The organism is Pseudomonas fragi (assembly GCF_900105835.1).
Taxonomy (GTDB): domain Bacteria; phylum Pseudomonadota; class Gammaproteobacteria; order Pseudomonadales; family Pseudomonadaceae; genus Aquipseudomonas; species Aquipseudomonas fragi.
On record NZ_LT629783.1, the window covers coordinates 396,421 to 418,415 of the forward strand.

Annotated in this window: 18 protein-coding genes; 9 read left to right on the top strand and 9 right to left on the bottom strand. The window is 60.4% G+C overall.

The window, feature by feature from the left end; translation table 11 throughout:
- Positions 1–136 precede the first annotated feature (136 nt).
- From BLU25_RS01760 to BLU25_RS01790, 7 genes are all read right to left on the bottom strand, one after another.
- Positions 137–538 (bottom strand): ExbD/TolR family protein, encoded by a 402-nt coding sequence (locus tag BLU25_RS01760; protein WP_016780647.1) that lies wholly within the window; start codon positions 536–538, stop codon positions 137–139.
- Positions 538–1,242, bottom strand: coding sequence for a MotA/TolQ/ExbB proton channel family protein (locus BLU25_RS01765; RefSeq protein WP_029611376.1), 705 nt, complete (start codon positions 1,240–1,242; stop codon positions 538–540). The genes BLU25_RS01760 and BLU25_RS01765 overlap by 1 nt, the downstream gene beginning before the upstream one ends.
- Positions 1,243–1,295: 53 nt before the next feature.
- Positions 1,296–2,105 carry an energy transducer TonB gene (locus tag BLU25_RS01770; RefSeq protein WP_016780649.1) on the bottom strand — a complete coding sequence of 270 codons (810 nt, stop codon included), beginning with the start codon at positions 2,103–2,105 and terminating at the stop codon, positions 1,296–1,298.
- 301 nt (positions 2,106–2,406) lie between these two features.
- A complete protein-coding gene (locus BLU25_RS01775) occupies positions 2,407–3,387 on the bottom strand; it encodes an IS5 family transposase (RefSeq protein WP_034113392.1) in 981 nt (326 codons plus the stop codon).
- Between the two features lie 577 nt (positions 3,388–3,964).
- A complete protein-coding gene (locus BLU25_RS01780; RefSeq protein ID WP_016780651.1) occupies positions 3,965–5,788 on the bottom strand; it encodes an ABC transporter ATP-binding protein in 1,824 nt (607 codons plus the stop codon).
- A gap of 551 nt (positions 5,789–6,339) precedes the next feature.
- Positions 6,340–7,728 carry a sensor histidine kinase gene (locus BLU25_RS01785; RefSeq protein ID WP_016780652.1) on the bottom strand — a complete coding sequence of 463 codons (1,389 nt, stop codon included), beginning with the start codon at positions 7,726–7,728 and terminating at the stop codon, positions 6,340–6,342.
- The gene (locus BLU25_RS01790) at positions 7,706–8,389 is read right to left on the bottom strand and encodes a response regulator transcription factor (RefSeq protein ID WP_016780653.1); all 684 of its coding nucleotides are present in this window, start codon (positions 8,387–8,389) and stop codon (positions 7,706–7,708) included. The genes BLU25_RS01785 and BLU25_RS01790 overlap by 23 nt, the downstream gene beginning before the upstream one ends.
- A 204-nt stretch (positions 8,390–8,593) precedes the next feature.
- Here BLU25_RS01790 and BLU25_RS01795 point away from each other — a divergent pair, with 204 nt between their 5' ends.
- The 8 genes from BLU25_RS01795 (at position 8,594) to BLU25_RS01830 (ending at position 19,140) form a co-directional block, all read left to right on the top strand.
- Positions 8,594–9,949: an MATE family efflux transporter gene (locus BLU25_RS01795; protein WP_016780654.1), complete on the top strand. Its 1,356-nt coding sequence runs from the start codon at positions 8,594–8,596 to the stop codon at positions 9,947–9,949.
- 303 nt (positions 9,950–10,252) lie between these two features.
- Entirely contained in the window at positions 10,253–11,236 is a 984-nt protein-coding gene (locus BLU25_RS01800; protein WP_016780655.1) for a WD40/YVTN/BNR-like repeat-containing protein, read from the top strand.
- A 22-nt stretch (positions 11,237–11,258) separates the two neighbouring features.
- On the top strand, positions 11,259–13,655 hold the full coding sequence (locus tag BLU25_RS01805; protein WP_371838249.1) for an efflux RND transporter permease subunit: 2,397 nt from the start codon (positions 11,259–11,261) through the stop codon (positions 13,653–13,655).
- Positions 13,656–13,804: 149 nt separating this feature from the next.
- The gene (locus BLU25_RS01810) at positions 13,805–15,055 is read left to right on the top strand and encodes a helix-turn-helix transcriptional regulator (RefSeq protein ID WP_016780657.1); all 1,251 of its coding nucleotides are present in this window, start codon (positions 13,805–13,807) and stop codon (positions 15,053–15,055) included.
- A gap of 90 nt (positions 15,056–15,145) precedes the next feature.
- Positions 15,146–15,913 (top strand): SDR family oxidoreductase, encoded by a 768-nt coding sequence (locus BLU25_RS01815; RefSeq protein ID WP_016780658.1) that lies wholly within the window; start codon positions 15,146–15,148, stop codon positions 15,911–15,913.
- Positions 15,914–15,929: 16 nt separating this feature from the next.
- Positions 15,930–16,766, top strand: coding sequence for an SDR family NAD(P)-dependent oxidoreductase (locus BLU25_RS01820; RefSeq protein WP_083369488.1), 837 nt, complete (start codon positions 15,930–15,932; stop codon positions 16,764–16,766).
- Between the two features lie 197 nt (positions 16,767–16,963).
- Positions 16,964–18,001: a Rieske 2Fe-2S domain-containing protein gene (locus tag BLU25_RS01825; RefSeq protein WP_016780660.1), complete on the top strand. Its 1,038-nt coding sequence runs from the start codon at positions 16,964–16,966 to the stop codon at positions 17,999–18,001.
- Positions 18,002–18,126: 125 nt separating this feature from the next.
- Positions 18,127–19,140, top strand: a complete 1,014-nt coding sequence (locus BLU25_RS01830) for an AraC family transcriptional regulator (protein ID WP_016780661.1) — start codon at positions 18,127–18,129, stop codon at positions 19,138–19,140.
- Between the two features lie 35 nt (positions 19,141–19,175).
- On the opposite strand, the gene BLU25_RS01835 is transcribed toward BLU25_RS01830, so the two are convergent.
- Both BLU25_RS01835 and BLU25_RS01840 read right to left on the bottom strand, forming a co-directional pair.
- Positions 19,176–20,231 carry a permease gene (locus tag BLU25_RS01835; protein ID WP_016780662.1) on the bottom strand — a complete coding sequence of 352 codons (1,056 nt, stop codon included), beginning with the start codon at positions 20,229–20,231 and terminating at the stop codon, positions 19,176–19,178.
- 158 nt (positions 20,232–20,389) lie between these two features.
- Entirely contained in the window at positions 20,390–21,013 is a 624-nt protein-coding gene (locus tag BLU25_RS01840) for an IclR family transcriptional regulator (RefSeq protein WP_016780663.1), read from the bottom strand.
- 171 nt (positions 21,014–21,184) lie between these two features.
- On the opposite strand from BLU25_RS01840, the gene BLU25_RS01845 reads away from it, so the two are divergent.
- The gene (locus BLU25_RS01845) at positions 21,185–21,946 is read left to right on the top strand and encodes an ABC transporter substrate-binding protein (RefSeq protein WP_016780664.1); all 762 of its coding nucleotides are present in this window, start codon (positions 21,185–21,187) and stop codon (positions 21,944–21,946) included.
- Positions 21,947–21,995 lie beyond the last annotated feature (49 nt).

The following is a 21,995-nucleotide window of genomic DNA, read 5'->3' on the forward strand; positions in this document are numbered from 1 at the left end:
GGTGCGTGGTTACAACAGGATCAAAAGCCCCTCACCCTGACCCTCTCCCTGAGGGAGAGGGAATTGACAGCCCGCGGGTTCAAGAACACCGCAGACCAGCTCCCTCTCCCTTTGGGAGAGGGTTGGGGTGAGGGCTTCATCTGGCGGTCATCACCGATATTTTGGTAATGCCCGAACGCTCGATGGAGGCCATAGCCTTGGCCACCTGGCCGTAGTTGACCCCTTCGTCCGCCTGCAACTGCACGCGCACTTCCGGGTCCTGGGCCTTCACGTCCTGCAGGCTTTTTTCCAGCAGTTCGGGGGCCACTTCGTTCTTGGCCAGGTAGAACTTGCCGTCCTGGTCGACGCTGACTACCACCGGGTCTTTTTTCTGGGCCGAGGCCACGGCATCGGTCTTGGGCAGGTTGATCTTGATCGCGTTGGTCATCATCGGCGTGGTCACGATAAACACCACCAGCAGCACCAGCATCACGTCCACCAGCGGGGTGACGTTCATTTCACTGAGTACTTCGTCGCTGTCCTGGGTTGAGAAAGACATCAGCTTGCCTCCCGCACCGGCGTGCGCTTGTTGGAAATGGCCTGGCGGTCGATGGCAAAGGCGCTGCGCTGGGCGAGGGCGTCGAAGTCATGGGCGAAGTCGTCCATGTTGGCCGAGGCCAGCTTGAGGCGGCGCAGGAAGAAGTTGTAAATCAGCACCGCCGGTACTGCGACCGCGATACCTACACCGGTGGCGATCAAGGCATGGCCGATGGGCCCGGCTACGGTTTCCAGGCTGGCCGAACCGGTGGCGCCGATGGTCTGCAGCGCTTCCATAATCCCCCATACGGTGCCGAACAGGCCGATAAAGGGCGCCGTGCTGCCGATACTGGCGAGGATCGCCTGGCCGCTTTCCAGGGCGCGGCGTTCCTTTTGGATCTGTTGGCGCAGGTTGCGCTCCAGGCGGTCGGAGCGGTTGATGGTGTGGGCCAGTTGCTGGGTGGTGCGCGGCGTGTCATCGACAATCATGGCTTCGAAGCCGCTGTTGGCGATGCGGGCCAGGGCGCCGGGGTACTGGCTGGCGTGTTCGGCGGCGGTCAGCAGGTCAGGGGCGGCCCAGAAGGCTTTGCTGAATTGTGAGTTCTGCGCTTTCTGGCGCAGGTATTGCGATGACTTGATGAGCAGCAAAGCCCAGCTCACCACCGAAAACAGCACCAGTGCCCAGAGCACCCCGGGGACAATCATGGAAGACAGAGACTCGTTCATGGTTACACCTCACACGGCGGCTAAATAAAAGTTAGTGTCGGCACCCGGCTGGGTTATTCCGGCAATTTGAAAGAGATGGTTTGGGTGGCAAATCCTTCGATGGGGGTATCCCCTCGTTTGGCCGGGACAAACTTCCAGTTGCGTACGGCTTCTACTGCAGCGTCATCGAGTGCCTGTTTGCCGCTGGATTTGGTGACGTCCACCGTGCCGGCGCGACCGTTGGGCAACACCTTGATGCGCAACACCACGGTGCCTTCCCAACTGCGGCGCAAGGCCAGGGACGGATACTCCGGCGGCGGGTTGCCAAGGCTGGCCAGCCCTGAAACTGCAGCGGTTTCCTTGACCGGGCCCGGCGCTGCGACAGGCGCCGCAGGTGCTGCTGGCGCAGTCGGTGCAGCGGGGGCTGCCGGTGCCTGTGGCGCAGGCTTGGGCGGCTGCGGTTTTTGTACCGGCTTGGGCTTGACCACCGGTTTGGGTTTTTCTATGGGCTTGGGTTTTTCCACCGGTTTGGGTGGTTCCTTCACCGCATCTTCGTCCTCGGGTGGCGCTTCGGGTTCCGGTGGCGGCGGTGGTGGTGGCGGTTCTTCCACGGGGGGCGCCGGTGGTGTCGGGCTGGTCAGCTCGACAGTCATTTCCGGAATCTCGGGCGGCGTGACCACAGGTTCGGCCTTGGCCTGCTGCATCACCCACCAGGCGCCGGCGTGCAGCAGGGCAACCAGACCTACCAGCAGCAGCGCCCGCGATGTCACCAGGCCCCCGGGTGTCGAGGTGTTGGCTACATGGGGGATGTGCGTCCACTGCTGTACGCGTTCGGCGTCGAGCAGCGGGGCAGATCGCGTTTTATTCTTTACCTCGTCACTCATTAACAGTCCCTCGACTAAATGAAGGGCAATAAGGCTCCGTTCGCCCTTGCACGCAGGGACGACAACTTGTGTTTACGGTGAGGCAATAAGTGAGGGGCCACTTATTGCGCTGTATTACGTCATCAGGGGCAGGCTGTTCATGGGCATTCCTTGTGGCTGAAGCAACTGAAGAACTAGGGATGCTCCGATCAACTTGCTGCGCGGCGGCCGCAAGTCGTAATTTGCACGGCACGCAGCGCTATTTGCTCAAAACGACCTGATGCAGTGTTCATCGAGGGCGTTTTTCGCCCGGTTTTCCATGTTAAGCGCGCAACTCGCCCATACCCATCAGTTGTTTTCGAGCCATCCACAGGTTCGACAGGGCGAACAATGTGGTCAACTGAGCCGTGTTTTTCATCAGCCCACGAAAGCGCACTTTCACGTACCCAAATTGGCATTTGATCACCCGAAACGGATGTTCGACCTTGGCCCGTGTCTGGGCTTTGCAGTACTCAATCTTGCGCTTGGCCTTGTAGAGCACGCTGCGTTTATTCAACTTGGAATAGGTGCTGCGGCGCGCCGCGATTTGCCAGATCACTTCACGATTTTCATGCTCTTCACGCTTCTCAACGCCGGTGTATCCGGCGTCTGCATACACTGCATTTTCTTCGCCATGCAAAAGCTCGGCGACCTGTGTGACATCGGCGACGTTGGCGGCGGTGCCGTGGACGTGATGAACCAAGCCGGACTCGACATCAGCGCCAATATGGGCCTTCATTCCGAAGAAATACTGGTTACCTTTTTTGGTCTGATGCATCTCAGGGTCGCGCTTTCCCTCTTCGTTTTTAGTCGAACTGGGAGCATGAATAATGGTGGCATCGACGATAGTGCCCTGACGCAGAGACATGCCTTTGTCCTGCAAATAACCATTGATGACCGCGAGGATTGCAGGTGCAAGCTGATGCTTTTCCAATAAGTGCCGGAAATTCATGATCGTGGTGTCTTCAGGTATCGGGGCGCTCAAGGTCAAACGTGCAAACTGGCGCATGGGCGTGATTTCGTAGAGCGCTTCTTCCATGGTCGGATCGCTCAGGGAAAACCAATTCTGCAACAGATGAATACGCAGCATGGTTTCCAGAGGATAGGGTTTTCTGCCGCCACCGGCCTTGGGGTAGAACGGCTCGATCAGGCCCAGCAGACCCGTCCAGGGCACGACCTGATCCATCTCGGCGAGGAAGCGTTCGCGGCGTGTCTGCTTGCGCTTGCCGGCGTATTCGAAATCGGAAAAGCTCATCTGGCTCATAGGCGGCTCGGATCAGGTGGTCAGGCGTATTTCAGCACATTTGAAAACTTGTTCGGAGATTCCCTAGCGGGTGCTTTGTAAAGTTCCGTTAAGTTATGTAAAGCAACAGCTATGCCAGAAGAGCGGGAAAGTTGACGTCACGGCAGGTTATTTAGTGCGGGTGTGACGGGCTGGATTAAAAGTGACTGGGAAAAGACAAGGAGTGGACAATGAACTAAGGCGTCATCAATGACAGCAGACTTAGTTGAGCGATTAATAGGGTGTTATTGTCTGACAATCAGGCAATTATGAGAAGGTGTTATAAAACAGTGCACCAAAGTGAACAGTGACTGCCAACTAACAGTGCAGTTGCCAGCTCAGCTCTTTGCTGCCCTGATGCCAGCTGTGCCAACAGGGTGCGTGCAGGATTGATCGCTCAGGGCTGGGGGTTGCGCAGGGTGCTCAAATAAAAAAGCACCTGTCGGCCGAACAGCGGCGGGCAGGTGCTTATAGGCACATTACTTTAAGTTATAACGCTTGATGGACCAAATGGTTAAATTCGCGAGTGCGCCGTTTAGTTAGTGAGGTGGGAGTAGTTTTAAACCTGTTCCGTGACTGGCAAGTCATTCCTTAGTTCATCTTGTTCACTTAACAAACCATCGGACTGATGCTGCCAAAGTCGGTAATACAGCCCTTTGCGCTCAAGTAACTGGCTGTGAGTGCCGTCTTCGGCAATATGCCCTTTGTTCAGTACAACAATGCGGTCCAGGTGGGCAATAGTTGAAAGGCGATGGGCCACTACCAGAACGGTCTTGTCCGACATAATGTCGTCAAGACTGCTCTGGATCAGACTTTCGGTTTCTGAATCCAGGCTGGCGGTGGCTTCGTCCAGTATCAGGATGGGCGCGTTCTTTAACAGTGCCCGGGCAATCGCGATCCGCTGGCGTTGACCACCGGACAACTTGACCCCGCGTTCACCGATCAGCGCGTCATACCCTTCGGGCATTTGCAGAATGAACTCATGGGCATGGGCGCGTTTGGCGGCCAGGATAATTTGCGTTTCACCGGCATGCACATCGCCATAGCCGATATTCTCGCGCAAGGATCGATGAAACAGTCCGGGCTCCTGGGGGATCAAGCCGATATGGGTGTGCAGCGATTGCTGGGTCATGGCCTGAATATCGATACCGTCCACTTCAATTTTCCCGCTCTGGGGCTCGTACGAACGCAGCAAAAGACTGAGCAACGTTGATTTACCGGAACCGGACAACCCGACAATGCCCACCCGTTGCCCGGCCCGAATATCCAGGTTGAAGTGTTTGAAGATCGGCCTGTCGGGGCTATAGCCGAAGTTGACGTCGCGAAAGCGGATCGCGCCCTTGTCGATAGTGACGGGCTGGGCGCTGTGCTGGTCGGGCATTTCATGGGGTTGCAGGAGGGTATCGATACTGCTCTCGATATTGCCGATGCACTCGAAGAAATGCATGAACTGCATGCTCAGAAAACTGCATTGCGCCACAATCATCAGGCCCAGGGTGGCCACCATCACAAACTGGCCCACATCGATCTTGCCCAGATGCCACAAGTACAGCGCCAGGGCCACCAGCCCGACGCGCAGCACAATGGCCAGGCTGTCCTGCAGCATGCGCACCTTTTCCTGGTAGAAGAACGAGCGTTGTCCGGCCTGTTTTTCCTCGATCTGGTAGCGGTTCAGATAGTTGAGTTCGTAATCCTGGCGGGCGAACAGACGGATGCTGTTGAGGTTGCCCACCGCATCGACAATCTTGCCGGTGGTCAGGCTACGGGCAGTGGCATGTTTGCCCGCCAGTTTCTGCGCCTTGAGTGACAGCCGGTACGCCAGCCAGGTGTAGGCTGTCACCCAGACCAGCAGGCCCAGGCCCAGCCAGGGTGAGGCGAGGGTCAGCATCACCAGGCTGGTGACCAGTACCGCGACAATCGGCAGCATTTCCACGATCAGCAGCCAGGTGATTTCCAGCAGGCCGATGGTGCCTTCATTGATGCGGTGGGCCAGGCTGCCGGCAAAGTGCTCACCGAAATAGCGGGCCGAATGCTGCTGCAACCAGGCGAACAGGTCGCGCACGATGCGGATTTTTTGCAGCGGCCTGACCATGATCATGCACAGCGTGGCGCCCCGTGCACAGAGCAACTGCACCACTGCCAGGGCGAACAGCAGGCCCAGGGCAGGCAGGCTGGCCTGCAACAGATCGCCTTGTTGCCACGCGCCCTCACTGACCGCACCGGTGATGCGGCCGATGGCATAGGGCATCAGCGTGGCGGCCATCGCCGCGCCGACTTGCAACAGGGTTATGCCCCAGTACCAGCGCGGGTACAGGCGGATGTAATGCCACACCAGGGCCCAGGGCCGGTTGGGGGGGACGGTTATAGCGTCAAATTCGGACATGACATACCTGTCTTGTGAGCAATGCCAAAAAAGCCGTTTTCGCCGCGCAGCAAGGCGGGCGAACAGGGCGTACGCAGAAACACGGGATGCAGCTATCCGGCGCCCCTGCGAGCAAGGCGGGGCGTCAGGGTGCAGGGCTGGCTAAGTGTCGGTGCCCGGACAGCAGGTGCGGCCGGGGAGGCTCGCATGCAGGGCGCGGGGGGACCGGGAGCGGAGGGGGCTGGTTGGCGAGCGCACATCTGACATCGTTGAATTTCCTTATAACAGCGGGTCATCGACGGGACTTTTGGTCCGTCTTTGCACTGAATATGGACGGCTATACCGCCCTTGTTCGCAACTGGTGCGGGTTGCACCCCCTGGAAGCTGTGATTCCGGGGAAATAACTGCGAACGGCAAATACCAAGAAAAAACTGTGCCAAGTTGTGTCGGTCGAACATGAAGATTGTTTGGTGCAGGAGCACCGTGGTGCTGCAATCGCGGGTAAGCCCGCTCCCACAGGATATTCATCGACCAGGTGGGAGTGGGCTTGCTCGCGATTGAAGGCGACGCGGTTAACCGGGATTGATCAGGCTCTGGCGACAATGCAGGGTCAGCCAGGCGCCGCCGCTTTCGCGGTTGTTCACTTCCAGGCTGAAGCCGTGCAGGCTGACGATGGCCGCCACGATGGACAGGCCAAGGCCAAAGCCGCCGTGTTTGTCGTCGACCCGATAAAAGCGCTGGAACACTGCCACTCGCTCGGCCTCGGGGATGCCGGGGCCGGTATCCAGCACTTCGATGCGCGGGCTGCCGTTGTCGTCGGTGGCCCGCAGGATCACCTCACCACCCGGCGGGGTGAACTTGATCGAATTGCTCAGCAGGTTGGCCAGGGCTTCGAACAACAAGGCCCGGTCGCCCGTGAGGCCGGGCAGGGCGGCTGGCGTTTCGAGCTTCAGCGTCACCTGGCCCTCTTCGGCCAGCGGCAGGTAAAAATCGTACAGCTCCTGCAGCAGCGGCAGCGGGTCGAGTTGCAGGAAGCCTGAGCGACGCTGGTGATCTTCCAGCTCGGAGATGCGCAACAAACCGCGAAAGCGCGCCATCAGGGTGTCGGTTTCGCCGATCACTTCGTCCAGTTGCAACGCTTCGGCTGAACCTTCGACGGCTTGCTGACGCATCCGGTACAACTGGGCGCGCAAGCGGGTCAGCGGGGTGCGCAGGTCGTGGGCAATGTTGTCACACACGCCCTTGACCTCGTGCATCAGCAGTTCGATGCGATCGAGCATGGCATTGACGATGGCGGCCAGCATGTCCAGTTCGTCGCGCCGGTTGGACAGCGGCAGGCGGTAGGTCAAGTCGCCGGCAACAATGGCTTCGGCACTGGCCTGAATGGCCCGGATGCGTTGCAACGGGCGGCGGCGCAGCAAGTGCCAGCCGGCAATGCCGGGAATGATGGTCAGCGACAGGCCCCAGACCAGCGCATGCAAAATGATCCGCGTGACGGCAAACAGCGAGCCGTTGTCGCGCACCAGCACCAGCCAGCGGCCATCAGGGGTTTGCGTGGCGACGGCATCGCAGCTGTCTTGCGGCAGGTTGGGGTCATCGGAGTCGATACAGCTGCTCAGGGCATGGATCTGGCCGTCCAGCGGCAAGCCCTGAGGGATGGACTGGATCGGCCCGCTCAGCGGCTTGTGTTGCTCATCGAACAGGCCATAGGCATCCACTGCACGCATATCGAACGTCATGCTGGTGGCCAGTGCTTCATCCAGTTGTTCGCCTTCGAAGCGGGCAAACAGGTGCTGGCGCTGCATTAACGAATGCCTGGCCAGGTTGCCCAGGTAATCCGAGACTTCGTAATACAGCACCCCCATCAGGATGCAGCTCCAGGCCACAAACAGAAAACTGTACAGCGCCAGCAGCCGGCTGCTGGAAGAACGCCAGCCCTTAGAGGGGTTCGGCAATGACATAACCCGAGCCTCGAACAGTGCGAATCAGAGGCACCTGGCCCGGCGGATCGATTTTTTTGCGCAGGCGACCGATGTGCACATCGATCAGGTTGGTGCCCGGGTCGAAGTGATAGCCCCAGACTTCCTCGAAAATCATCATCCGCGAGAGAATCTGCCCGGTGTTGCGCATCAGGAATTCCAGCAACTTGTACTCGGTGGGCAGCAGGCTCAGCTGTTGCTCGCTGCGGCTGGCTTCGCGGGTAATCAGGTTGAGTTCGAGGTCAGAGACACGCAGTGAGGTTTCGTACTTGTCGGCCGGGCTTTTGCGCCGCAGCAACACTTCCACGCGGGCTGCCATCTCATCGCTGGCAAAGGGCTTGGTCAGGTAATCATCACCTCCGGCGCGCAGGCCGCGAACACGCTCATCGACATCGGAGAGGGCGCTGATCATCAAGATCGGTGTGCTCACGCCAATGGTGCGCAAGGTGGTGACAATCGCCAGGCCGTCCAGCTCGGGGAGCATGCGGTCGAGGGTGATCAGGTCGTAGTCGCCACTCACGGCGCGAACCAGGCCTTCGCGGCCATTGGCTACCCAATCAACCTCAAGGCCGTGGCTGGTCAATTCAGCCACGATTTCTTTCGCCGTTACGGCATCGTCTTCAATGGTCAAAATACGGGTCATACCGTCACCTGATGGGCTTTTTCAGCGGTGAGCACATTTTGCCCATAAAAAGCTGAAACGTTTCTGAATATTTCTTCATGTTCAGCAAGCCGTCAGAAAGCGTAGTTGAAATGACTGGGCTGGCGTGCTGATGATGTTCAGCAGGAACATCCGGATACATTTGCGGTATAACCCCCGCTGATAATTTTTTCAGGCGCTGTGTTTATGCAAAACCCCTCGCAACGGCCGCTGTGGCAGATCTACCTGATCTTCCTGGCGCCGATGGTCCTGTCCAATTTCCTGCAGAGCTTCTCCGGCACCCTCAACGGGATTTACGTTGGCCAGTTGCTGGGCACCCAGGCATTGGCTGCGGTGTCGGGGATGTTTCCCATCGTGTTCTTTTTTATCGCGCTGGTGATTGGCCTGGGAGCGGGGGCTTCAGTGTTGATCGGTCAGGCCTGGGGCGCGCGGGAAACCGCACTGGTCAAGCAGATTACCGGGGCAACCCTGACCCTTGGCGCGGCGATCGGCCTGGTCGCCGCGGTCCTCGGCAGCCTGCTGGCACGGCCTGCCTTGCAGGCGTTGGGCACCCCGGTTGACGTGCTGGAGGAGGCCGTCGGCTATGCCCGGGTGATGATGCTGATCATGCCGTTGCTGCTGGTCTTTATCCTGTTTACGCAGATTTTGCGCGGGGTCAGCGATACGGTTTCGCCGTTGCTGGCGCTGATGGTGTCTACGGCGGTGGGGTTGCTGCTGACCCCTGCACTGATCCTGGGCTGGGCTGGCCTGCCCACCCTGGGCATTCAAAGTGCGGCCTATGCGGGGCTGGTGGGTAACGTGCTGGCCATGCTGTTTCTGGTGTTGCGCCTGCGTCACAAGAATCATGTGATGGCCCCGGATCGTGAGCTGTGGGCTGCGCTGCGCCTCAACCGGGAGATCCTCGGCAAGGTGTTGCGCATTGGCTTGCCCACCGGGGTGCAGATGGTGGTGCTGTCGCTGTCGGAGCTGGTGATCCTGGCGCTGGTCAACAGCCACGGCTCCCAGGCCACCGCGGCTTATGGCGCGGTGACCCAGATCGTCAACTATGTGCAGTTTCCGGCGCTGTCGATTGCCATTACCGCTTCAATCCTCGGCGCCCAGGCCATTGGTGCCGGGCGCATCGAGCGCATCGGCCCGATCCTGCGCACCGGCTTGCTGATCAACCTGTGCCTGACCGGTGCCCTGGTGGTGCTCGGTTATGTGCTGTCGCACTGGTTGCTGGGCTTGTTTATCACCGATGTCGAGGCGCGGGTGCGGGCGGAGCATCTGCTGCATATCATGCTCTGGAGCGTGCTGGTATTTGGCTTCCAGGCGGTGATCGGCGGGATCATGCGCGCCAGTGGGGTGGTGCTGGTGCCCATGGGGATCACGATTTTCTGCGTGCTGTGTATCGAACTGCCGGCGGCTTATGTACTGGATGCTCACTATGGCCTGCAGGGCGTGTGGATGGCGTTTCCGGTGACTTATGTGGCCATGCTGGTGCTGCAGACTGCGTATTACCGGTTGGTATGGCGGCACAAGCAGATCCAGCGGCTGGTTTGAGCCAGCCTCACACAATCCCGCCCCTCTGTTGGGGCGGGCTCGCTCGCGATGGCTTCCCTGCGGTTAACCTGACCCCGCGTATCGCCTGAATCGCAGGCAAGCCAGCTCCGACATGACCCTCACCCCTTGACCATCAACTCACTAGGCCATTTGGACGATGTGCCTGTGACTCACCAGTCCGATTATCGAAGCCAGGTTCTGGACGCCTCGCCGAGGCCGCCACCAGAGCATCCACGATAATAAAAAGAGGACTGGCCGCATGAATTCTGCCCAGCAACTGAATCGTGCAGCGAGGCATCGACCATGCGCTCAATGATTGGCTATGGGGTGTGCCTGATCGTCGCTGTCACCATCGCGTTTACCTTCTCTCCCCGTCATGGCGCCGATGTCGCCTCAGCCCAGTTGCGCCCGGATCGCCTGCAGATCAATGGCATGCTGTATCTGGATCAACGTGTGGTGGCGGTCGGTGAGCGCGGCAATATTTTGCTCAGCGATGATCAGGGGCTGTCCTGGCAACCTGCTGCGGTCAAGCCGCAACGTGACCTGACCCTCACCGCGCTGGTGGCCTTGCAGGACAAGAGCTTGCTGGCAGTCGGTCATGATGGCTGGATCCTGCGCTCCGAAGATGAGGGCGCAAACTGGTCCGAGGTACGCTATGACGGTGATGTCGCCGAACCCTTGTTGGGTATCTGGAGTGCCGGTGGCAAGCGGGTGTTGGCCTTTGGCAGCTTCGGCAAGTTTTACCAGTCAGAAGACGATGGCCGCTCCTGGCAGGCCCAGCCGTTGGAGGTGGACAGCGCACACCTCAATGGTATGGACGGGGGTGCCGATGGCCGCCGCATGGTGGTCGGCGAGCAGGGGCTGGTGCTGCGCAGCGACGACGCCGGGCACAGCTGGCAGAAGCTGGAGCCTTTCTACAACGGTTCGCTGTTTGGCGTGGTGCGCCTGAGCCCTGATCGCTGGGTGACTTACGGCATGCGCGGCCATGTGTTTGTCAGCCAGGATTTTGGCCGCACCTGGGAGCCGGTGAAGGTGGGCAATCAGTTGCCGCTTTATGGTCACGCACTGTTGCCCAATGGCGGCGGTCTGCTGATTGTCGGTGCGGGCAGCTCGCTGGTGCGCCTGGACGGCAATGGCGAACTGGTCAGCGCCACTCGCCTGCCCGGTTTGGGTACGTTGACCTCGGCGGTCCTGATCGGCTCCCGGCGTTTACTGGTGGGCGGCGAGCGTGGTGTGTTCCAGGGTGCCGACGGCGGCGTTGCTGCACTGGGAGGTGCCCGTGAGTGAACATAAAAGCACGATAAACCGTATGGTCGAACGTGTTGCCGACCTGTTGATGACCTGGCGCAAGGGCTTGCTGGCGCTGTTTGTTTTATTGACCCTGGCCCTGGGCTACAGCGCCACGCACACCCAGCTGGACCCGGGCTTTAACAAGCAGATCCCGGTGCGCAACGCCTTTATGGTCAACTTTCTCAATTTCAGCCAGTACTTCACCGGCGCCAACCGCTTTCTGGTCAGTGTGAAGTGGAAGGGCGAGGGCGATATCTACAACCCCGAGTACCTCGACACCCTGAGCAAGGTCACCAATGACGTTTTCTTCATCAATGGCGTCAGCCGCGCCAGTGTGACGTCGCTGTTCACCGCCAATGTGCGCTATATCGAAATCACCGAAGACGGTTTTTTCGGCGACGTCGTGGTGCCGCCACGCTTTACCGGTTCGGCCGATGAGCTGTCCCAGGTGCGCAATAACGTCGCCCGCTCCGGGCAGGTCGGGCGCCTGGTGGCCAATGACCTGACCTCCTCGATGGTGCGTGCTGACTTGCAGGACCTCGATCCGCAAACCGGCAAGTCGGTGTCCTATGCCGAAGTGGCCAGGCAACTTGAGGCGATTCGCGCCAAGTACAGCAATGACGATATCGAGATCAATATCGTCGGCTTCGCCAAGCTGGTGGGGGATGTGATTGAAGGGCTGACCACCGTGATCGGCTTCTTTGTGATTGCCTTTGTGATCACCGCGCTGATGCTGTGGCTGTACTCGCGCTCTTGGCGCCTGACCCTGGTGGCCCTGGCGGTGGCCCTGCTGCCGGTGGTCTGGCTGCTGGGGCTGCTGCCGTTGCTGGGGCTGGGCATCGACCCGATGTCGATTCTGGTGCCGTTCTTGATCTTCTCCATCGGCGTGTCCCATGCGGTGCAGATGACCAACGCCTGGAAGCAGGATGTGCTTGCAGGCAGTTCTTCGATAGAAGCGGCCCGGGGCGCCTTTTGCAAGATTTTCATCCCCGGTTCTCTGGCGCTGCTGATGAACGCCCTGGGCTTCGGCGTGATCATGCTGATCGATATTCCCATCGTCCATGAACTGGGGGTGACCGCCTGCATCGGCGTGATGCTGATGATCATCACCAATAAGCTGATGCTGCCGATCATCCTTTCATACCTCAAGCTTGAGCCGGGCGCGATGGCACAGGGGCTCAAGGTGCAGGGCAAGCACGCTTTGTGGTGGCGGCTGTCGGCGCTGGCCGAGCCAAAGCCTGCGCTGGCGGTGTTTGTGCTCAGCCTGTTGCTGCTCGGTGTCGGTGCCTGGAAGGCCCGGGATCTGGCAGTGGGCGATATCGGCGTGGGTGCGCCGGAACTGCGCGCCGATTCGCGCTACAACCAGGACAACCAGAAGATCATCAACAGCTATTCCATCGGCCTGGATGTGATGTCGGTGTTCGTACAGGTCAAGGGTATCGAGGAAGGCTGCCTGGCGCCGCAAGTGATGCGTGCCATTGAGTCCTTCGACTTCCAGATCCGCAGCGTGGCCGGTGTGCAGTCGGTGCAGAGCGTGGCGGGCATGGGCAAAGCCGTGATTGCCGGCAATAACGAAGGCAACCCGCGCTGGTCGGCGATTCCGGGCTCCGAGCGCGGCCTGAGCCAGGGTTCGCGCGCTTACATGCCGGACGACGGGCTGGTGACCGAAAGTTGCCAGCGCATGCAGATCCTGGTGTTCCTCACCGATCACGAAGGCTCGACGGTGAGCCATGTGGTGGACGAAACCCAACGCATCATCGCCGGGTTGCAGGGGCCCAATGTGGAGTTCCTGCTGGCGGGGGGCAACGTGGGGGTGATGGCGGCGTCCAACGAGGCCGTCAAGCAGGCCGAGGTGGTGATGCTCGCGGCGCTGTTCGGCTCGGTGGCACTGTTCTGCTGGCTGACCTTTGGTTCATTGCGCGCGGTGCTGTGCATTCTGGTGCCGCTGGCGATTGTCGCCATCCTCTGCAATGCGCTGATGGCGACCCTGGGCATCGGCCTGAAGGTTGCGACCTTGCCGGTGATGGCGCTGGGTGTCGGGGTAGGGGTCGATTACGGGATTTATCTATATGAGCGCATTGCCCATGAGATGGCCGATGGCAAGGACCTGCGCCATGCCTTCTACCAGGCCATGTGCCAACGGGGTACGGCGGCGGTGTTTACCGCGTTGACCATGTCCATCGGCGTGTGTACCTGGGCCTTTGCTCCGTTGAAGTTCCAGGCCGACATGGGCGTGCTGCTGTCCTTCATGTTCCTGGTCAACGTGCTCGGCGCAATCTTCCTGCTGCCTGCACTGGCGGCCTGGTTCAATCTGGGGCGACCGCTGGTCAAAGCCCAGAATGCAGTCGCGCAGGTGCCTGCCGGGCATTACCCGCTCAAGCCGAGCGTCGCCGCCAAGGACTCGTCAAACCGCTGAAACAGACCCCTTGCCGGGCTTGTATGAGGGCAAGCATACAGACACACTGAGTCGCTTTTGCGCAGCTTTACGGATGTGGCGCAAAGGTTCACCGCGAGTCATAAGAACAATAAAAAGGGCCGGTCTTGAACCTGGCCCAATGCGAGGAAATGTCCGTGGATACAGTGACCTTGAATCACCAGACCCTGGCCGGTCTTGGGCTTGAACTGGCCGATTACGATCAAATGGTTGGCAGCTTCTACGATGGCGCGCTGGACCCCAAGGTCATGGGCCGTACCCTGTGTGCCGTGCGCAAAATGTTTCAGGCCAACTACGCGACCCTGATTCTGCGGGTGCCTGATCAGCCGGACATGGGCTTGATGATCGTGGCCGGAGACATTGAAGGCGAGGGCGAGCTGACCTACCAGACCTACCCGCAAACCAACACCCCGTTTGTCGGGCAGGCTCTGGATCAGGTGTTTACCGTTGAAGACCTGATGAGCGAAGCCGAGTGGGTACACTCGGCTTATTTCAAGGCCTATTGCGGGCCGCAAAATGTCTACCATGTGATGGGCGCCGATATTTCCACGCCCGAGGGCGGCAAGCTGCGCTTTCGCATCACCCGGCCGAAAAATTCCCCGGCATTCTCCAGTGCCGAACGTGCCCTGTGCAGCAGCTTCCTGCCGCATTTGCGCCGTGCCCTGCACTTGCACAACCTGCTCGATCGCAGCGAGTCGATGAGCGAGTTGTATGCCCAGGCCATCAGCCGCCTGTCCGTGGCGACCATAGTGCTCGACGAAACCGGCAAGGTGCTGCGCCTGAACCCGGTGGCCGAGGAAATCCTCAAGAATGCCGATGGCCTCAAGTTGGTGGGCGGCCGGCTGGAAGCCACTTACCCCAGCGACAACCGTGAGCTGCAACGCCTGGTCAAGCACGCCTTCAGTCAGGACGTGCGCGATGGCGGGGTGACGGCTGATGCGATGTCCGTGACGCGGCCTTCGGGGCAGGTCAGCCTGGGGCTGGTGGTTGAGGCAATCCCTTCGCTGGAATGGGCCGAGGGCAAGAGCAAGCCGGCGGCGGTGATCTATATCCGTGACTCGGTGGGCAAGTCCCTGGCCAGTGAAGTGGTGACCAAGCAGTTGTTCAACTTGACCAAGGCCGAAACGGCGCTGGCGATGGAGCTGGCTAACGGCCTGTCCCTGGAAGAAGCCGCCGAAAACCTGAATATCCGGCGCAACACCGCGCGGGCGCACTTGCGCTCGATTTTCTCCAAGACCGGTGTGCGCCGTCAGACCGAGCTGGTGAGGATTTTGCTGAACAGCGTGGTCGCGTTGGGAAAGCCCAAGTGCGCCTTGCGAGCGGCTGAGTCCGTGGTGGTGCCAGCGCCACAACTGGCGCGCCCGGTGCGTAAAAGCGCTTAAGGATTTTATCTGCGCCGGTGGTGGCGATGGGCGCCACCGCCGGTGTTTCGTCAGCCAGGCCGTTGCGCCTGCATTACCAAGGAAAATCTTATGCCAGTTACAGCTGTCAGCGGTTCCGCCTCCGGGATCGGCGCCGCCGTGTGTGCGCAATTACGGGCTGCGGGCCACCGCATTATCGGGATTGACCGGGCCAATGCTGAAGTGATTGCCGACCTGTCGACCCGTGCCGGGCGCCAGGCAGCAGTGGCGCAGGTACTTGAGCAGAGCGGCGGGGTGCTGGACGGGCTGGTGTGCTGCGCCGGGATCGGGGTGACCGCTCCTTCCAGTGGTCTGGTACTGGCGGTGAATTACTTTGGCGTCAGTGAGTTGCTCGATGGTCTGGCCGATGCGCTGGCCAAGGGTGAACACCCGGCGGCGCTGGTGATCGGTTCGGTGGCGGCCACCCATTCCGGGGCAGAGCAAGAACCGATGGTTGCCGCGATGCTGGCAGGTGATGAGGCGCAGGCGCTGGAACTGGCCAATAGTCTGGGGCTGACGCATCTGGCCTATGCCGGCTCCAAATATGCAGTGACCTGCGCAGCGCGGCGCAAGGCGGTGCAGTGGGCCCCGCAAGGTATTCGCCTGAACGTGGTGGCGCCGGGCGCTGTGGAAACCCCGCTGCATCAGGCCGCCAAGGACGATGCCCGGTTTGGCAAGGCAGTACGTGAGTTTGTCGCGCCACTGGGGCGTTCGGGCACGCCTGAAGAACTGGCCCGTGTTGTGGCTTTCATGCAGTCGCAGCAGGCCAGTTTCATGACCGGCAGTGTGGTGTTTGTCGACGGTGGCATGGACGCGATGGTGCGTACGCAGCGTTTCTGACCGTTAAGGGGTGTCTATGAACAAAGTGGCATTTATTACCGGTGCCAGTCGCGGCATCGGTCGGGAAACCGCGCTGGCGTTTGCGCGTGCGGGGTTTGACCTGGCCATCAGCGCCCGCAGCCTGGACGAGGGGGAAAACCATGCCCACGGTTTGCGCAACCCTGATGGCACGCCGCTGCCGGGCAGTTTGAATGCCACTGCGGCGGCGGTTCGCGAACTGGGGCGCAAGGTGCTGGTGGTGCCTATGGACCTGCTCGACAGCGACTCGGTGCTGGCCGCAAGCAAGGCGGTGTTTGCCGAATATGGCCGGGTGGATGTGCTGGTCAACAACGCCATTTACCAGGGCAGCGATCTGAATGCGCCGTTTATGCAATTGCAGCCCGAGACCCTGGAACGGGTATTCCAGGGCTATATGCTGAGTCCGTTCCTGCTGACCCGCGCCGTGGTCAGCCAGATGCTGGAACAGGGTGGCGGGGTGGTGATCAACGTGACCTCCGGTGCTGGCGAAACCGATCCGCCAGTGGCAGCAGGCAAGGGCGGCTGGGGGTATGCCTATGGTGCGGGCAAGGCGGCAGTGTCGCGGTTGTCGGGCATATTGTCGGTGGAACTGGGGGAGCAGGGGATTCGTGCCTACACCCTCAACCCCGGTGTGGTCACCACCGATGCATTGCGCGCGACCATCGGTGACAAAGGCGTGATTGCCTTGCGTGCAGGCTCTGCGCCACCCGAAGTGCCAGCAGCGGTAATGCTGTGGCTGGCCACCGATGCAGGCGCGGTCGATCACCAGTGCAAGACCATCCACTGCCAGCCGTTTGCGCTGGAGCACGGAATTGTCGAGGATTGGCGCCGCTGACTTACCTCTGTGGGAGCGGGCTTGCTCGCGATGGTATCGACGCAGTTCAACCGAGGTACCGCGTTGCCTGCATCGCGAGCAAGCCCGCTCCCACAGGGTGAGGGGGCTCTAGTCCATCTGAACGATGAACCCGCCCCGCACCTCGGTGAAGATCATTGGGTAAAGCGCCCTGGCCCTTAACCTGAGGAATAATAAAAATGACTAAACTCGCACAAATTCACGTCGAGAACGCCTTGTCGCCGCGCTTCGGCCGCGGCTGGCATTGTCTGGGTGAAGCCGACGAGTACCGTGATGGCAAGCTGCATACCCTGAATGTGTTTGGCTCGCGGTTGCTGGCATTTGCCACGTCCACGGGTGAAATCAGTGTGCTCGACGCCCATTGCCCGCACATGGGCGCTGACCTGTCCCAGGGCACCATCGAGAACGATCGCGTGGTGTGCCCCTTCCACCACTGGCAGTACGATGCCAGCGGCAAGTGTGTCGAGATCCCGTACTGCAAGCGCATTCCACCCAAGGCCAAAACCCGCGCATGGCAGACCTGTGAAGTGAACAAGCTGCTGTTCGTGTGGAACAACCCCGAAGGCAAGCCGCCCGCCGACGAGGTGGTGATCCCGCATCTGCCGGAGATGGACAGCGATGAGTGGTTGCACAGCTGGCACATGGACAAGCTGATCATTGAAACCAACCCTCGCGAGCTGGTCGACAACCTGGTGGATGCCCAGCATTTCGGCCCGGTGCATGGCACGCCGACCAAGTACTTCCACAATATTTTCGAAGGCCATATCGCCCACCAGATCTTCCACGGCGACTCTGAGCGGCTGGGCGGCGACCTGGTTGCAGAGTCGGCTTACTTCGGCCCGGCCACTCACTTTACGCGCATGCGTGCGGTGTTCGAGGGGCTGGAAATCAAATCCATCCTGCTCAACTGCCATGTGCCGATCGGCCCCAACAGCTTTGAGCTGCGTTTTGGTTGCATGGTCAAGAAGGTGAAGGGCTGGACGCCGGAGCAAAACGAAGCCCTGGCACTGGACTATGTGCAGCGCAACCGCGACTCGTTCTATCAGGACGTGGATATCTGGACCCACAAGGTGCGCGTCAACAATCCGGTCCTGGCCGAGGGCGACGGCCCGGTGTATCAACTGCGCGAGTGGTACCAGCAGTTTTTCACCGACGAAGACAGCGTGCCGCAGAGCATGGCTGAACGCCGTGAGATCACCACAGTGGATAACCGCTGATTGCGTACCTGAGCCACAGGCAGCGCCGCTGGCGCTGCCTGTACAGGGTCAAGTTACTGCTGGCTTTTTGATCCGCGCTGCTTAAGATGGCCGTCATCCAAACCTGATCGGGCGGGACGGCGCCAATGCGCAACAAGGACACCATCTCCATTCAACTGGTACGCGAGGCGCTGTTGCACAGCTGTGCGCCGGGCAGCGCCACGGACGAAGTGCTGCACAAGGTCGGCATGGATCCCGGGTTGCTGGCCGTGGCGGATGCGCGGGTGCCAGCGCTGGTCTATGCACGGATGTGGCGGCTGTTGGCAAGGCGCATGGATGACGAGTTCTTTGGCATGGACCCGCGCAAGCTGCGCTCCGGCAGCCTGGCATTCATGTGCCGCACGGCGATGGCCCAGCCGACCCTGGCCCAGGGGTTGGAGGTGGTGCTGGGGTTTCTGTCGTTGATGCTCGAGCGGTTACCGGCACAGTTGGTGCGCCAGCAGAGCCTGGCGGAGATTGTCCTGCAGGAGCCCGGTCAGCACCCCGCCCGCGGCTTTACCTACTTCACTTACTGGATGATCGTTCACGGCGTGGCCTGTTGGCTGGCCGGGCGACGGATTCCGATTCTGGCCATCGAGTTGCGCTGTGCAGCGCCGGACTACTGCGAAGACTACCAGGTCATGTTTTCCGAGAACCTGCGCTTTGAGCGGCCGCGCACGCGGATGATCTTTGCCGCCGACTGCCTGGATGCGCCGATCAGGCGTAACGCGCAGGAGCTGAAGCGGTTTCTGGCCGAGGCCCCGGCCAATATCCTGGTCAAGTACCGTGACCCGCAAAGCCTGGCCAGTCAGATCAAGCAGGCCCTGCGTCGGTTGCATGCAGCGCAGTGGCCCGAAACCCCGGCCATGGCGCAGAGCCTGTGCATGTCGGCCTCGACCCTGCGGCGCCGTCTGGCTGACGAAGGGCAGACCTATCAAGGGCTAAAGGACAGTGTGCGCAAGGAGTTGGCGATTGCCTGGCTGGCCGAACCCGAGCACAGCTTTGCCGACATCGCCCTGCGCCTGGGCTTTGCCGACACCAGCTCGTTCTACAAGGCCTTTCGCAAATGGTCAGGGACCAACCCGGGACATTACCGCGGGTTGATCCTGGGTAGCAGTTAACGCGCTTGACTTGCCTCGGTGGGAGCGGGCCAGTGTCAGAGCAACCACATCCCCACCAGACCGCTAAGCACGCCGACCAGCATGGTCATCAGCGCCACGCTGACCAGTACCCGGGTATCGAAATCCTTGCGCAGCATCAGCAGTGACGGCAGGCTCACACTCGGCAAGGTCATCAACAATGCCACGGCGGGGGCCGTGCCCATGCCCAAGGCGATCATGGTTTGCACAATCGGGATTTCTGCCGCAGTCGGGATCACAAACAGCGTGCCGACAATGGCCAGCGGCACCAGCCACACCAGGCTGTCGCTCATGGCACCGTCCACATGGGGGAACAGCCACACCCGTGCCGCGCCCAGCAACAGCACCGCCAGCAGATAGACCGGGATGGTGTTCCAGAACAGTTGCCACAAGGTGCGGCCCCAGCGGCTGAAGAAGTTCTGCTGATCCACCGCACTGGCTTCGGACACCGCATCCAGTGCTGCATCGGGGATGCTTTCAGGGCGCGAAATACGCTGCGCGATCAGCGACACGCCGATCACCAGCACAAGGCCTGCCACCAGGCGCAAGGCGCTAAAGCCCCAGCCCAGCACAAAGCCCATAAACACCAGGGTGGCCGGGTTGAGCACCGGGTTGGCGATCCAGAAGGCCAGGGCGGCCCCCACCGAGACTTTTTGCCGACGCATGCCGGCGGCCACCGGGGCGGCGCAGCAGGTGCACATCATGCCCGGCAGGGCGAACAGGCCGCCGCGCAGGGTCGAACCAAGGCCCGCCTTGCCGAACAGGCGCAGCAGCCAGTCCCGGGGGATCAGCACCTGGATCAGCGAGCCAAGGATCACCGCCAGTACCGCAGCCTTCCAGATCGCCAGAAAGTACACCTGGGCATAGGCCAGTGCGGCGGCGATGGGCTCGCCCTGGTTATCGTTGAGGATCGAAGCGCCGATGCTGTGGTTGTCGGCGGCGACAAAGGCCTTGAAGTAGTAGGGCGACCACTTGACGTAGTACAGACCAATACCGGCGACCAGCAGAAACAGCAGGGGTTTCCACCAGAATGACCAGCCTCGGGTGGGCGTAGCTGGGGAGATACTGGGCATAAAGAATTACCGAACGCAGGGAAATAGCGCGGCATGATACCTCAAGCGCCTTGCTCCCTGTGGGGGCGGCCCGGATTCTGCAGGCGCCGCCAAACCTGTGGGCGCAGGCAAGCCCGCTGCCACAATAGCCCCTGCAAGGCTCAACCGTGTGTTCGGCGTTACAAGGTCCTGATCGAATTGCTGATTGCCCGTGCGCACTGGATCACGGACGAGGCCAGTTTGTCTTCCGCCTCCTGTAGGGTCCAGCGGCTGCTGGGTACCACCACATGCACGGCGGCCACTGGCAGGCCATTGTTGTTGAAAATCGGCGCGGCAAGGGTCATGTCGCCCAGAAACATTTCTTCCTTGTTGGTGGCATAGCCCTGTTTGCGGCTGGCCAGCACCCGCTCAAAGATGGCCTCGGCATCGGTCAGGGTATAACGCGTCAGTTCCGTCAGCGGGCTGTCCTGCAGTACGCGGCGAATCTCGTCATCCGCCAGGCCGCTCAGGTACGCGCGCCCACCCCCGGTGCAGTACATGGGGATGCGGCTGCCGATGGGCATATGGATCGGGATGAATTTCGGCGCGACAAAGCGCGACACATAAACCATGTCCAGCCCGTCGGGCTCGGTCAGGTTGACGGTCTCGCCGGTGATCTGGTTGAGCTCGGCCAGATAGGGGTTGGCCACATCGACCAGGATATCGGCCAGGGTCATGGTGCGCCGCGCAGCCCCGAAGCCGCGAAGTACGGCCAGGCCCTTTTCCAGTGACTGGTTGAAAAGAGGGTTGTTGTTATCGCTCATGGCGCATCCTTGGCTTGTTTCAGGCTTATAAATATCGATATGCGATATTTATAAATCTCTTTACGATTTAAGTAAATTGGTTATAGTCGATGGCGGCATTTTGTACCAGAGGGTGCAAGGGTTATTGAGTGCCGTAGCACCACAATAAAAGCGACCACAGGGAGATTCGCTATGCAAAAACCTTTTCAAGTGCTGACGCTTGTATGCGCAATGGCGGCCGGGTTGATTGGACCAGCCAGCGCTGTTGCAGAGCCTGTCTACAAGGTCGGGGCGACGGCAACGGGCATCCCGTTTACCTTTCTCGATATCAAGAGCGGAAAAATCCAGGGCATGATGGTCGACGCGGCCGAGGCCGTGGGCAAGGCTGGCGGGTTCGACACCGAGATCCAGCAAACCACCTTTGCGGCGCTGATCCCTTCGTTGACCACCAACAAGATCGACCTGATTTCCGCCGCCATGCTCAAGACCCCCGAGCGTGAAAAGGTCGTGCAGTATTCCGATCCGATTTTCAGCTACGGCGAAGGCCTGATCATCAAGGCCGATGACCAGAAAGATTACAAATCCATGGATGACCTGGCCGGTGAAATGGTTGGCGCCCAGGTTGGCACAGTCTTCCTCGATGCCCTGAACAAGCACGGCGGCTTCAAGGAAGTGCGCAGCTACGACTCCATTCCCGACCTGATGCGTGACCTCAAGCTGGGCCGCATCAAGGCTGCATTTGGTGATCGCCCGATCATTGCCTACCAGTTGGCCCAGGGTAAAAACCCGGACGTAAAACTGTCGAGCACCTATGTGCCGGTGGTTATGGGGGATGTCTGCCTGGTGATGCGCCAGGGGGACGCCGAGAAGCTGGCCCAGGTGAACAAGGGCATCGCTGCCATCAAGGCTGACGGCTCGCTGCAACGCATCATCGAGAAGTGGCAGTTGAACTGATGATTCTGTGGCCCCCGCAACGCGGTGGGCCGCTTCTTGTAGCGGTGCG